The following is a 13,873-nucleotide window of genomic DNA, read 5'->3' as shown; positions in this document are numbered from 1 at the left end:
ATGGCAAAGAAGTGTCCTGAATGTCCTAAATGTTTACCAGGTTGGCTTGTACAATTTGGGGACTTGATGTCTTTACTTTTAACATTCTTTATTCTTTTATTATCTATGGCAGTAATGGACAAGAAAAAAGTTGAAGAGTATTTTGAAGTAATGAAAAAGGCAATGGGATTTATTGATGCTTCAACGGATGTAGAAACACAAAGTGAAAAACATTCTACTCAAGATAGTTCTTCTGAATCTGAAGAATCAGACAGTCAATCAGAAATGGAACAAAGTAGTGCTCAAATGCAGGAGATTGTAGATGAGATTAATTCTACTCAAACTATTGAAAGTCAAGAAGTATCAATTGAAAAAGGTAAAAATGAGTTTGTATTAGATATTCCATCAACTATTATGTTTAATGATGGTGAATATAATTTAACTAGTCCTGAAGCAAAAAGATTTATAGGAAAAATTGCAAGGGTAATTAGAACAATGCCTCAAACATTTAATATAGAAATAATTGGACATACAGATACTAATAGATTAAATAGTGCTACAATTCCTAGAGATGAGTGGGATATTTCTGCATTAAGATCAATATCAGTTGTTAAAGAATTAATTAAAAATAGAATTGATCCAGCTGTTTTAAAAGTTTCTGCTTATGGTTCTTATCATCCTAAGAGTAACACATCTAGTGATAATAGGAGAGTTGAACTTAGATTCTTTTCTCAAGATAATCAATCAGATATATTAAGTGAAGAAAATTTCTTTGATAGGTTGGAATAATGGAAATAAATAGTAACAATTTAATTAATACTGAGATATTCAAAACTAATAAGTTTGATAATATTGAAACAAAAAATTTAGAAGATGAAAAATTAAGGGAAGTTTGTGATAGTTTTGAGTCTTACTTTTTAAATCAAATTATGGATATATCTTTGAAAAATACAAAAGTGGCAGGAGAATCTCCAGGATCTGATATTGTAAAAGGAATGTATATTCAATCTATTGCAGATAATTCATCTGGAACTTTGGGTATTAGTAATATGTTGTATGAGTTTTTGAGTAAAGAGAATAATAAATAAGGCTTTTCATGGTAGTAAATATAGTAAATAAAATGAATGAACTTATCAGAGAACTAAAAACTTCTATATTAGAAGATATAGAAGATATAAAATTAGCTAAACATGAAGATTTATTAAAAAGAAATGATGAAAAACATAGATTGATTGATGAAATTTCAAATTTAAAAATTGATTTGAATAAAGAATTAGTAAGTCAAATGGAACAAGGGGTTGATGTTAATATTTTTAGATCAAAAGTAGATGAATTAGAGGTAGAGCTTAAAGAACTATATAAACTAAATAAAAAACTTGCTTCTATTGTGTTACCTGTTCAGCAAATGTATAAAGATTTAGTAGAAGAGATTAGTATTGCAAATGGAGGTAATGCTTTTGATGTTAAGGCTTAGCTTTTTTTTGATATTTTTTTGTACTAATATTATGGCTATTACTGTTCTTGTGTCAAAACAGGCTATAAATTTTGAACAAAAGATAGATCCTTCTATGTTTAAAATAAAGAATGTTTCTCAACTAAATAAAGCATGTATTCCCTTAAAAATTACAGATGTAAAAAGTAATGAATATATTACAACTCATTATATTAATAAAAACACTATAGTTTGTGAAAAAGATGTAAAAGTATATGAAGATAATTCTGTAGTTTTCAATTTTGGAGGTATTGAAATTGAAAAACAAGGAAAGATAATTTATGAAAATGAAGATTTCATAAGAATAAAAAAAGATGATGGAAGTTTTGAAAAAATATATAAAGATGGAAGATTAAAATGAATATGCTCTCTTTTTTAGGAGAAACACCTACAATTGCATTGCGTTTAGCTCAAGAAAAATGTGGAGAAGAAGCAATAGTTGTATCAACTAAAAAAATTTCTAATGCAAAAGAAAGTGGTAAAGATATGTATGAGGTTGTTGTTGCTATTGAAGAGGAAGGCAAGAACTTTAATCATACTAAATCAATTAATATTGCACAAAAAGATACTCTTATATCAAATCCAAAACCTATTCAAACTAATGTATATGACTTTAGAGAAGAAATTCTAAAGATGCAAGCTGCACTAGAACAAGTACAAAAATCATTGTGGAATCCTAAGAGTCAATTATACGATTTAAATATTCCTCCTGAATTTATTTCTATTTATAATCTTTTTGAACAAAATGAGTTTGATCCTGAGATGACTTATACCATTATGAAAAAAACTATCAGACAACTACCTGTTTCTTTAAAATCTAATCCTAAGAAAGTTAATGATTTTTTTAAATTAATATTAAGAAGGGTAATTCCAATTAAGCACGAATTACCACTAAGAAAGCATCAAAGAAAAATAATTATGATGATAGGTCCAACAGGTGTAGGAAAAACAACTACAATCTCTAAATTAGCTGCAAGATATGCATATAAGTTAGGTCAAAATTATAAAGTCGGTATAGTTACACTGGACTCATTTAGAGTTGGTGCTATTGAACAACTACAGGCATACACTAATATTATGAGGCTGCCTTTAGAGATTGTTAAAAAACCTGAAGAATTAAGTGAAGCACTTTTAAGATTAAAGGATTGTCATTATATTTTTATAGACACAGCAGGTTCATCTCAATATGATGTTGATAAGATTGAATTGATTAATGATTATCAAAAAAAAGTTGAAGAATTACCTATTGAAAAAATTTTAGTAATGCCTGCTAATGTAAAACAAAGTGATCTACTTGATATTTATAAAAATTATTCTAGGTTAGGAGTTGATTTTCTAACATTCACTAAACTTGACGAAACAAAAAGTTTTGGTAATCTTATATCTTTTGCTCATAAAACTAAAAAATCTATTACATACTTTTCTATTGGACAAAATGTACCAGATGATTTAATAGTTTCTGATTCAACATTTTTAATTGATTGTTTTATGAATAATTCATGTGTTAGGAGATAATATTGTTTGACACAATATCATCACAAGCTAGCAAGCTTATAAAATTAACAAATAAAGTACGTAACAATTCATATTCTAAAACAAAACTTATAACAATAACTTCAGGAAAAGGTGGTGTAGGAAAGACTACTTTCACAGCAAATATAGCTTTTTTACTAGCAAAAAGAGGTTTTAATGTAGCAGTGCTAGATGCAGACATAGGATTAGCAAATATGCAGGTTCTATTTAATATTAAACCACAAAGTAGTTTTTTTGATTATATAGACGGAGTTAAAACTTTAGATGAGGTAATCTTAAAAACACCTTACCCTAATGTCTCTTTAATAGCAGGTAAAAGTGGTTATCAATATACTAGTAATACAAATAGTTTTATTTTTTCTAGAGTTGTAAAAGATGTTGTAGCTTTAAATAGGTTTGACATATTATTAATTGATACAGGGGCTGGATTAAATGATTATGTTAAAGAGTTCTTATCAATTTCTGATAATATTTTAGCTCTTACTACAACTGATCCTAGTGCTTTAACAGACGTTTATTCTTTGATGAAAATGTTGTCTTTAGAAAAAAATAAATTAATGCTATGTTTTAATCATACAAAAAGTTATCAAATAGGTGAAACTATAGCAAATTCTTTAGTTAATTTGGCTAAAAAGAATAGACTAAACGAAGATTTTATGGTAGAATATATAGGAAATGTGTCTACATCTGCAAATATAACTACTACAGGTAGATTGAGAAAGTTATTCTCTAAAGAGTTTTTAGGAGACGAATCAACAAAACAATTGCAGATGATAATAGATTTAATACTAAAAAATATTCATTAAGGTTTAGTTTAAGTGTACAAATTACAAGTATTAGTTACTTATAATTGTTTAGGATTTAGAAAATCATGGTAGTTGAGAGATTTTCACAATCAGTACTGAATAGTGGCATATTTAGAGTATATATAGCTACTGGTTTTTTTGCTACTTTAATTTTCTTTACTTTAAATTCTGATATATTTACTACAACAGAAATATTATTGGGAACAATTGGTGTTACAATTCTTTTAAAAGGATTAAGTAATTTGATGTTTTCACTTGTAATCTCATTTTTTAGTTTAGAAAATAAAAAAGAAGAGTTTGATTTTAAATATAATGAAGAGCATATAAACACTTTACTTAATGAATTAAATGTTAATGAAGCAATTGATAGTGGCGAAAAATTAAAAAAAGCTATTTAAAGGAGTAAACTTTGAAATTATCTACAATATCAGAAACTTTAAATGCAATTAAATTAGAAGAATCTAAATCTTCTAATAGTTTAAAAATAAATGATGATAAATCATTCGATAAGATGTTAAAAGACGCTGTTAATGAAGTAAATAACCAACAAGTACAAGGTTATAAAGCTATGGAAGGTATAGCAACAGGAAAAGTTACTAATCTACAAGAAGCAGTTAAACAAATAGAAGAAGCAGAACTTTCTTTGAAATTAGCTTTAGAAACAAAAAATAAAGCAATTAATGCATACAAAGAAATTATGAAAATGCAAATATAGTAAGGAGTTATTATGGGTTTTTTTGATGGTTATAATGTATCAAGCTCAGGAATGAGTGCTCAAAGAACTAGAATTAATGTCGTAAGTGCAAATATAGCAAATGCAAAAACTACTCATACAGAAGAAGGTGGACCTTACAAAAAACAACAAGTTGTATTTGAAGATATTTTATTAGCAGAGGGTAAAAAAACAAATTCAAATGATGTTGAAAGAACAAATGACAAAAACTCTGATTTAGCATTAAGAGGTGTTGGTGTTAAATCTATTATTGAATCTGATGCAAAACCAGTTATGAGGTATGAACCAACTCATCCTGATGCAAATGAAGATGGATATGTTGCATATCCTGATATAAATCCTGTAGTTGAAATGGTAGATTTAATTGAGGCTATGAGGTCATATGAAGCAAATGTTGCTGCATTTAATACTCATAAAAATATTGATTCTAAAACATTAGATATTTTAAATGCGTAGAAAATTATGGCAAAGCAAATTAACTCTTTAATTTTAGAGACAGCAACAACTAGCACTAGTACTAAAACATCACCTTTAGAAACTAAAGGTGAAAAAACTGAGTCATCATTATTTGATTCTTTACTAAAAAATAATTTTAGTAATATTGATGAAACTTCAAAAACTACAATCAATGAAAAAAATCAATCACCAACAAATATATCTCAGAATATATCAAATAATGGTAATAATGAGTTAAAAGTAAATAGTATTGATGAGACGGTAAAAACACAAAATTTAAATGTAAATGTTTCAACACAAGAGACTAGTGAAACAAAAGTTGAAATTAAATCTTCATTATTAGACAAATTAGTATCTGAAGCTAAAAAAGACATAAGCTCAAAGAATAATACTGTAAATATAAATGATACAGTTAATATTAAAGAAGAGCATAAAAATAAAAAAGAGAGTTTAAATTCTAATACAGAAGTAAAAAAACTTGATATAAGTTCATCATTAAATAATTTAGAAACAAAAATAGTTTCAAATACATCAATCAGTGAAACAAAAGAAGAAATAAAAACAGAAAATACACAAGTAAAAGTAGTAGATAATAATAAAAATACACAAGCAGGAACACTCACATCACAAAATATAGTAAATAGCGGAAATGCACAGATAGAAGTAAATAATAATCAAAAGCTTGTTAAAACACCAAATGTAAATAAAAGTATTGATTTAGATGAGGCTAGTCAAGCTAAAGTTGAAGTAAAACAATCATTATCAGATAAATTTACACAAGAAATAAGTAAAGATATAACTTCTCAAAATAATATTCAAAGTATAAATATTAAAGTTGATCAAAAAGAACCTAGTCAAATAGAATCTAAAGAAGTAAAAATAGTGGAAGATGAGCTTAATAAAACTCAGACAAAATCACAGGCTGTTAAAGATTTATCAACTAATCAGAATATTGGAGTTAAGCTAAATAATGAAGAGGTAAATAATAAGACTCAAAACTTAAACACAGATATTAACAATGAACTAGAAAATCCAAAAGTTGAAACAAAATCATCTTTGTTAGATAAGTTAATGGTAGAAGCAAAGAAAGATATTGATTCAAATAACAATACTAAAGATATTAATAATATTATAGAAGTTCAAGAAGATAATAAGATAATAAAAGAGGGTACAGACTCAAAAGTTGAGACAAAGAAAGTAGATATAAATTTAACTTTAAATAATGAAGAAGCAAAAAAAGTTGCTGATTCAGTAAATACAATAGAAGATACTAAGATAATAAAAGAGGGTACAGACTCAAATATTGAGACAAAGAATGTAAACATAAATCTAACTTTAAATAATGAAGAAGCAAAAAATATTGCTGATTCATCAGATACAATAAGTGAAGAGAAAAAAATAGATAATGTACAGTTAAAAGTTGTGGAAGATAACAATAATAAGACACAAATATTGACTGAATCATCTTCAAAAGTAATTGCAGATAATGAAAGAAATGAATCAAAAGAAAATAGTAATAATGAAACTCTTAAAACACATGTTATTTCACCTACTGATAAAGTAGAAGTTAAATCTTCAAATACAAATGAGGAAGTTGCTAAAGCTTTTGATTCGTTAAATAGTATAGATTCCTCATCAACTGAAAATACAGTAAATATTTCAAAAGAAGAATTGTTAAAAACTAAAAAAGTAGATGATACTGCACAAAAGAATAATTCAACTTTAATGGACCAATTAATACAAAAAAATAGGCAATTAGTTTTTGGAAATGAAATTACAAGTAGTCAAAAACAGACTCAAGATAATGATTTTTTAACTAGTATGTATTTAGGAAGTCAAAAAAATATAATTTCAAATCAATCTTTATTTAATAAAAATGAAGCTGTTTCCTTAGCTTCAAATGCAAATTCTATTGAAGAAGTTAAAACAAGTGCAAATATGTTAGACCTTGGATTAGAAGATATTGACATACAAAAAGCTGTAAAAACTGTGAAAAAATTAGATATTGATAAACTAGATAGACATAATCTTTTAGATAAACTTGCTTTTAATAAAAATATATTAAATATGGATTTAAGAAGTATGATTACTTCTTCTATTGAAGCAAGTAAAGCATTACTAGAAGATACTATAAATATTGTTGATGATATGGCATTAAATGTAAACAATACACTTGTTCAATCACTCCAAACAAAAATAGTCGGAGCAAGACAACAAATGGGGCAAATGATGTCTGATGTTGCAAGACAAATGTATGAAAATTATAAGCCTCCTGTAACAGCATTTAGAATTAATTTAAATCCTGCAACACTTGGAGCTATAGCAATTGTAATGAGAAATGATAGAGATAATGGCTTAACAATTAGTATGAGTGTATCAAGTGGAACTACATTAGATGCTATGATTGAGAATCAAAATAGTTTAAGAAATTCATTAAATAAACTATTTGATGAAAATACTAAATTTAATTTAAATTTTAGTTCTTCTAGCGATAATCAGTCTTCTAATCAAAATAATCAGAATAATAGCTCAGGACAAAATCTTAATAATCAAGAGATATTAAAATCTATAGAGGAAAATGAAATACAAGAAGAAAAAAATACAGATTATATGTAATGGAAGCATTTTTTTCTTTATTTAATAGTGAAATTGTATTTCACTTTCTACTTTTACTTGCTAGAATTCTAGCTTTTGTAGCTTTTATGCCAGTGTTTGGCCACACTGCAATTTCACCAACTATTAGAGTTGCTTTAGCCTTTTTTATCACTGTGTTTATCTTTCCTTTGGTAAATATAAATTCAGATATAAATGAAAGTAATTTTTTAATAAGTATTATCAGTGAAATTACTTTAGGTTTAGTTGCTTCTATGTTTATAAATATAATTTTTTCAGCAGTAAAAATTATAGGTGACTTTGTTGGATATTCAACTGCCTTATCAATGGCAATGATGTTTGATCCAACTACAGGATCTCAAGAGGGTTTAATTTCTAAGCTTCTTTTTTGGATTGCATTGATGGTTTTTTTTCAAACAGGTATGTATGAAATGACAATAGTTATTTTGCTGAAAAGTTTTTCTATTATTCATTTAGGAACATTTGACATATTTTCATATGATGGAATTCAAATTGCAATTGATGAGATTAAAAGAATGTTTGCATTTGCATTTGCATTTGCATTACCACTTTTTTTTATAGGATTTATTATGGATGTTTATTATGGCTATGGTACAAAATCAATGCCAGCTTTTTCTCCATTTATAATTACTTTTCAGTTAAAATTTGGATTAATATTTCTTTTTTTAATTTTAGGAATGGAAGTATTTACTGAAACATTTACTAACTATTTTATAAGTAAATTTGAATAATTAAGGGTTAATTATGGCTGATGAAGAAGAAAAAACAGAAGAACCCACAGAGAAAAAACTCCAAGATGCAAAAAATCAAGGTAATGTTCCAAAATCAATGGAAGTTACTGGTGCAGCAATATTACTTTTCGGGTCAGTATATCTACTTTTCTTTTCATCTTTTTCTTTATTAGAAATAAAAAAATTAATGCTTTTTTCTTATGGCTTTATTGGTGAAGAGATGACAAGTACTGTATATACGTCTATTACCGTATATGTTGTTGTTACTTTGTTAAAAGCTTTAGCCCCACTGTTTATTTTGGTTTTACTACTTACTTTAATAATGAATTGGGCACAGTTTGGTTTTGTTGCTGCTCCATTGAAATTTGATTTACAAAAACTTGATCCAATAAAAGGTTTAAAAAATATTTTTGGATTAAAAAAGGCATTAGAAGCTTTAAAATTAACATTGAAGTTGACAATTATCATTACAGTAATGACACTACTATTTTTATTTACGAATAAACTTTTTTTGGCAATGATGAATCAAGAAACTATGGCAACAATTTCTACGATGATTGAATTAACTATATATTTTTTAGCAGCAATACTTTTTATTATAATTATTTTTGCTATAATAGATTTTTATTTTACACGATATTATTATACAAAATCTCTTAGAATGAGTAAACAAGAGATAAAAGATGAATTTAAAAATATGGAGGGAGATCCTCAAGTTAAGGGTAGAATTAGAAGAATTCAAATGAAAATGGCTATGCAAAGGATGATGAGTAATGTACCTGATGCTGATGTTGTAATCACAAACCCTACACACTATGCTGTGGCTATGAAATATGATAACACAAAAGACTCTGCACCTAAAGTTGTTGCAAAAGGAATAGATTTCTTAGCTATTAAAATAAAAGATATTGCAAAAGAGAATGATATACCTATTATTGAAAATCCTTCTCTTGCAAGAGCTCTTTATGACCAAATTGAAGCCGAGCAAGAAGTTCCAAGTGAGTTTTATAAAGCTTTAGCAGAAATTTTCTCATATGTATATGAGTTAAAAAATAGAAGGTAAATTTTGAAGTTTTTTTTAATTTTAGTTTTAAGTATTAATTTTTTATTTGCAAAAAAAGATTTTTATTATGGTTTTATTAACTCTTCAGGTAATCAAATAAGTGAACAAAGAAAGCAGGCTATAATTGATGGTTTTGATATTATTGATAATGCTAGAAATTTAGCAAAAGAGGGTAAAATAGATGAAGCATATGCCCAAATTAGTAGCTTTAAAAACACAAATAATATAAAAGTTTTGAAATCAGATACTGTAATTTTATATTCAGAATTAGCATTAAAAAAAGAGACTAAAAGAATAATTTTAAATGCAGCAAAAGACTTAGAAGATTCAATTAATTCATCATTAATAAATGAGTATGATTTAGCTAAAGCTTACTCTTTATTGGTTGAGTTAAAACTACAAACCAATAAGATTAATGATGCAAAATATTTTTCTAATATAATTATTAATAATTTTGATGATGAATTAACTAAAACTTACGGAAAAATATCTCTTGCAAAAGTATATAAATATCAAAGAAATTATTTTGCAGCCACTAAAACACTTTATGAAATATTAACAAAAACAAAAAATAAAGAAGTAGCAACAATTGTAGCTGACGAGCTATTTGATGTTTATATTTTAGATAATAAGTATGATGAAGCTAATGAGTTAATTTCTCAAGTTTTAAAAAATAATATAGAATTTTATGCAAATGATTCTTATTTAGCAAATTTAAAGGTTAATAAATTAATTAAAGCAGGAATGCCAGAGCATGCAACAGAAATTTTAAAAGAGTTATTATCAAGAACTACTAAAGATGAGTCAATTGAAGATTTTAAATATAAATTAGCTAATACTTATATGCTTATGTATGATAAAACAAACTATTATTTAGAAAAAGCAAAAGAGTTATATAAAGATATTATAAATGATTATCCAAATGGAATTTATTCAAGAAATGCCAAAATGTATTTAGATGAGATATTAATGAGACAAGGTTTTTTAAAGCCAGTTGTTGTAGCAAGTAAATATCAAAACTCCGAATCTATGGAGCAAAAGGCTTTATTACAAGAATTAATGAATTATAAAAGTGATAAAAAATTTGATTTAGTAATTAAAAGTAAAAAAGTATATAAAAAAATCTCAAATAGCATAGCACAAAGGTTTGGTTATGAATCAATAAATGCTATATTTGATGAGGTGAATATTGAAATGATTGAAGATTATTTAGCTCAAGATAAATGTTATGAATTAAATAATGTATTAAAAACAACAAGAAAAGAGACTTTAGAAAAAATTGCTCAAGATGAAACATTAAAAACAAAATTTTTTGAATGTTTAATAGAAGTGCCATATGAGAGAGCTTTTCTTTTACTAAAAGATACCTTCAATTCAAGTCGTGATGCAAATATATATTTATACCTAGAAAAAATGGCATTAGGTTTAAATTTAATTGATGAGGCTATTGATTTATCTTCAAAGGTAGAGATGGTTGATAATCAAAAAGTTTTAGAAAAAGAGTTTATGTACAAATATCAAATAGCAAAAAAGAAAAATGATGGAATTATGTTAGATAAATTTTTGTACTATGCAAAGTTTAATCCTCAATTTGTTACTTCAAATAGTAATAATCCTTTGATTATCGACTTTTATTATGATTTGTACTTATATCAACTAAAAAATAATGAAATGAATAATGCAAAAGAGACTTTAATTAAACTTAATAATAAGCAAAAAGAGTTTGAGGTTTACGTTTATTCTCCTTTTGTAGAGTTAGAATTGTCAAAATATGAGAAAGAAAAAAATAATAATCAAAAAGCTTTAGAATATTTATTAAATTCTTTAGAGAATGCAAGATTAATAAAACCAAATGATCAGGCAAAAATATATTATGAGATCTTTAAATCTTATGAACTACTTGGTAATAATACTAAAAAAGATGAATATTTGAATAAATGTAAAGAAGTTGAAAATACAAAAGATAGTTTTTATAAAAAAATGTGTGATGGCTTATAATGAATATTGATGATATTTTAAATAAAATTGACTCTTCTAACCTATCTATAGCATTTGGTCGTATAAAAAAAATATCAACTACTACTATTAACGCAACGGGTTTAGAAGTTGCAGTAGGTGATATTGTTAGAATAGAATCAGAACAGCATTTATATACAGTTTTAGGTATGGTAGCTTCGATTAATGATGATGATTTTACAATAGTTCCTTTCTCTTTTATTGATGGTTTTAGAATTCATGATAAAGTGTATTTACAAAAAGATGGTCTAAGTGTTAGTTGTGGTTATGGCTTATTGGGAAGGGTTGTAAATGCCTTAGGTGAACCAATTGATGGAAAAGGCAAAATTAGCGATATTGAAGATAACTCAGCAATTAACAAAGTATCAATGCCTGCTTTAGAAAGAGGAATAATAGACCAAAGGTTTTCAACAGGAGTTAAAGCAATAGATTCAATGTTAACTTCAGGAAAAGGGCAAAAAGTAGGTATATTCGCAGGTTCTGGAGTTGGTAAATCAACACTTATGGGAATGATTGTAAAAGGCTGTGAAGCTCAAATTAAAGTTGTAGCATTAATTGGTGAAAGGGGTAGAGAAATTCCTGAGTTCATTCATTATAACTTAAATAATGATTTAGAAAATACAGTTATAATCGCTGCAACTAGTGATGAATCAGCATTGATGAGAAAATATGGTGCCTTTACAGCTATGGCAATTGCAGAATTTTTTAGAGACAAAGGACATGATGTTTTATTAATGATGGATTCTGTAACAAGATTTGCCATGGCTCAAAGAGAGATAGGTTTAAGTACAGGAGAGCCCCCTGTTTCAAGAGGTTATCCACCTTCTGTTTTTGCACTATTACCTCAATTGATGGAAAGAGCAGGTAATAATGCAAGGGGTTCTATTACTGCATTTTTTACAGTTTTAGTAGATGGTGATGATATGAATGACCCGATTGCAGATCAAAGTAGATCTATTTTAGATGGACATATTGTTTTAACAAGGGAGTTAACAGAACAAGGTTTTTATCCTCCAATTAATCTATTAAAGTCTGCATCTAGGGTAATGGATAAGGTAGTTGATAAAGAGCATTATAATGGCTTTTTAAAGTTAAAAAGAGTATTATCTTTAATAAAAGAGAATGAAGTGTTAGTTAGGGTTGGTGCATATAAATCAGGTATGGACCCTGAATTAGATAATGCAATGGCAAGAAAAGAAAAAATAAGAGAGTTCTTAACTCAAGGTACAAGTGAACAATACGATTATAATCAAATCGTATCTATGTTTAAAAAGGTATTACAATGATTACTCAAACAGAACAAACACTATATAGATTGAGTATGCTAGATGCTGCTCAGGAAAAAATCAGTTATCAAATGAGTACAGGAAAAAAACTTCAAAATGGAAGTGATGATTCTGAACTATATGCAAGACAACTTTATGTTGATGATAAAATAAGAATGTATGAAGGCTTAGAAACTCAAATCCAAAAGACGAATGCACAAAATAATGTTGCAGATTCAACAATTGGAGAGATAAAGAGTATTTTAGAGTTTGTTAAATCAGAAATGATAAAAGCAAATACTTCAACAACTACAGATGAAGGCTTAAAAGCAATTGCAGTAAATGTTGAAGGAATGAAGCAAAACTTGTTAGATTTAGCAAATACTCAAATTGAAGGTGAATATCTATTTGCTGGATCTGATTCATCAATTAGACCTTTTAGTGAAGATAGTTCAGGTAAGGTAAATTATGATGGAGATAATCAATTAAGAAAAGTAGCAGTAGAAGATGGCTCTTATAGGCAAAGAGGTGTTAATGGGTATGATGTGATGTATTACCCAACTTCTACAGCATATAAAGGTGAAGAATTAACATTCACTGCTGATAGTAAGATATTTGATGAGCAAGGAATGCAATGGAAATTAAATGGATCAAATGATACTTTAGAACAATATGATTTTGATGGCAATTTAACAGTAAATCAAATTACAGGTGTTGTTGGGGATGGAAATTCACCTGAGACATTTACAGCAATAGCCCCAGTTGATGATGGTACAAAACTTATTGCTAAGACAAGTATTTTTGATGTTATTGATACGGTTGTTAACTCATTAAATAAAGTTGATTCTAATGGAAATCCAATTAGTGAAGAAGATGCAAAAGCAGGAATTTCAAAAGGTGTTGATGATATTGGAGATGCTTATGATGGTGTTAATGTTGCCCATGCAGATTTAGGTGGAAGAAATAGAGTTTTTGAAGTATCTTTAGAAAGAGTTAGTTCAAAATTAACTCAATTTAATGTGTTATCAACTGAAATAGGAGCTGCAGATTTATCAAAAGTTGCTATTGAAGCTAAAGCTTTAGAATTAACTTATACAGCGCTTTATTCAACTATTAATAGAACAAGCCAACTATCGTTAGTTAATTTTATTAGATAATAAAAGTC

At 27.0% G+C, this 13,873-nt stretch carries 15 protein-coding genes; all 15 read left to right on the top strand.

Annotated features, from left to right (window positions below; all coding sequences use genetic code 11):
- The 15 genes from APAC_RS10350 to flgL all read left to right on the top strand — a co-directional run bounded on the left by APAC_RS10350 (position 1) and on the right by flgL (position 13,865).
- A complete protein-coding gene (locus APAC_RS10350) occupies positions 1-768 on the top strand; it encodes an OmpA/MotB family protein (protein WP_130234028.1) in 768 nt (255 codons plus the stop codon).
- Positions 768-1,067 (top strand): rod-binding protein, encoded by a 300-nt coding sequence (locus APAC_RS10345; protein WP_130234027.1) that lies wholly within the window; start codon positions 768-770, stop codon positions 1,065-1,067. Before APAC_RS10350 ends, APAC_RS10345 begins: the two co-directional genes overlap by 1 nt.
- Before the next feature lie 8 nt (positions 1,068-1,075).
- The gene (locus tag APAC_RS10340) at positions 1,076-1,453 is read left to right on the top strand and encodes a hypothetical protein (RefSeq protein WP_130234026.1); all 378 of its coding nucleotides are present in this window, start codon (positions 1,076-1,078) and stop codon (positions 1,451-1,453) included.
- A 7-nt stretch (positions 1,454-1,460) separates the two neighbouring features.
- Complete coding sequence (locus APAC_RS10335; protein WP_170170157.1) at positions 1,461-1,832, top strand: hypothetical protein; 372 nt, start codon at positions 1,461-1,463, stop codon at positions 1,830-1,832.
- A complete protein-coding gene (gene flhF, locus APAC_RS10330) occupies positions 1,829-2,986 on the top strand; it encodes a flagellar biosynthesis GTPase FlhF (RefSeq protein ID WP_130234024.1) in 1,158 nt (385 codons plus the stop codon). The genes APAC_RS10335 and flhF overlap by 4 nt, the downstream gene beginning before the upstream one ends.
- A gap of 2 nt (positions 2,987-2,988) precedes the next feature.
- Positions 2,989-3,810, top strand: coding sequence for a P-loop NTPase (locus APAC_RS10325; protein WP_130234023.1), 822 nt, complete (start codon positions 2,989-2,991; stop codon positions 3,808-3,810).
- A 65-nt stretch (positions 3,811-3,875) separates the two neighbouring features.
- Positions 3,876-4,208 (top strand): hypothetical protein, encoded by a 333-nt coding sequence (locus APAC_RS10320; protein WP_130234022.1) that lies wholly within the window; start codon positions 3,876-3,878, stop codon positions 4,206-4,208.
- 26 nt (positions 4,209-4,234) lie between these two features.
- Positions 4,235-4,525: a flagellar hook-basal body complex protein FliE gene (gene fliE, locus APAC_RS10315; protein ID WP_474537503.1), complete on the top strand. Its 291-nt coding sequence runs from the start codon at positions 4,235-4,237 to the stop codon at positions 4,523-4,525.
- A gap of 12 nt (positions 4,526-4,537) precedes the next feature.
- The gene (flgC, locus tag APAC_RS10310) at positions 4,538-4,999 is read left to right on the top strand and encodes a flagellar basal body rod protein FlgC (protein ID WP_130234020.1); all 462 of its coding nucleotides are present in this window, start codon (positions 4,538-4,540) and stop codon (positions 4,997-4,999) included.
- A gap of 6 nt (positions 5,000-5,005) precedes the next feature.
- Positions 5,006-7,615: a flagellar hook-length control protein FliK gene (gene fliK / locus APAC_RS10305; protein WP_130234019.1), complete on the top strand. Its 2,610-nt coding sequence runs from the start codon at positions 5,006-5,008 to the stop codon at positions 7,613-7,615.
- Positions 7,615-8,364 (top strand): flagellar biosynthetic protein FliR, encoded by a 750-nt coding sequence (locus APAC_RS10300; RefSeq protein ID WP_130234018.1) that lies wholly within the window; start codon positions 7,615-7,617, stop codon positions 8,362-8,364. Before fliK ends, APAC_RS10300 begins: the two co-directional genes overlap by 1 nt.
- 13 nt (positions 8,365-8,377) lie before the next feature.
- Positions 8,378-9,427 (top strand): flagellar biosynthesis protein FlhB, encoded by a 1,050-nt coding sequence (gene flhB, locus APAC_RS10295; protein ID WP_130234017.1) that lies wholly within the window; start codon positions 8,378-8,380, stop codon positions 9,425-9,427.
- A gap of 3 nt (positions 9,428-9,430) precedes the next feature.
- A complete protein-coding gene (locus APAC_RS10290) occupies positions 9,431-11,425 on the top strand; it encodes a tetratricopeptide repeat protein (protein ID WP_130234016.1) in 1,995 nt (664 codons plus the stop codon).
- The gene (gene fliI / locus APAC_RS10285; RefSeq protein WP_170170156.1) at positions 11,425-12,729 is read left to right on the top strand and encodes a flagellar protein export ATPase FliI; all 1,305 of its coding nucleotides are present in this window, start codon (positions 11,425-11,427) and stop codon (positions 12,727-12,729) included. The genes APAC_RS10290 and fliI overlap by 1 nt, the downstream gene beginning before the upstream one ends.
- The gene (gene flgL, locus APAC_RS10280; RefSeq protein ID WP_130234014.1) at positions 12,726-13,865 is read left to right on the top strand and encodes a flagellar hook-associated protein FlgL; all 1,140 of its coding nucleotides are present in this window, start codon (positions 12,726-12,728) and stop codon (positions 13,863-13,865) included. The genes fliI and flgL overlap by 4 nt, the downstream gene beginning before the upstream one ends.
- The last annotated feature ends 8 nt before the right edge of the window (positions 13,866-13,873 follow it).

It is taken from the genome of Malaciobacter pacificus (genome assembly GCF_004214795.1).
Classification (GTDB): domain Bacteria; phylum Campylobacterota; class Campylobacteria; order Campylobacterales; family Arcobacteraceae; genus Malaciobacter_A; species Malaciobacter_A pacificus.
This window is presented reverse-complemented; position numbering and strand designations above follow the sequence as displayed.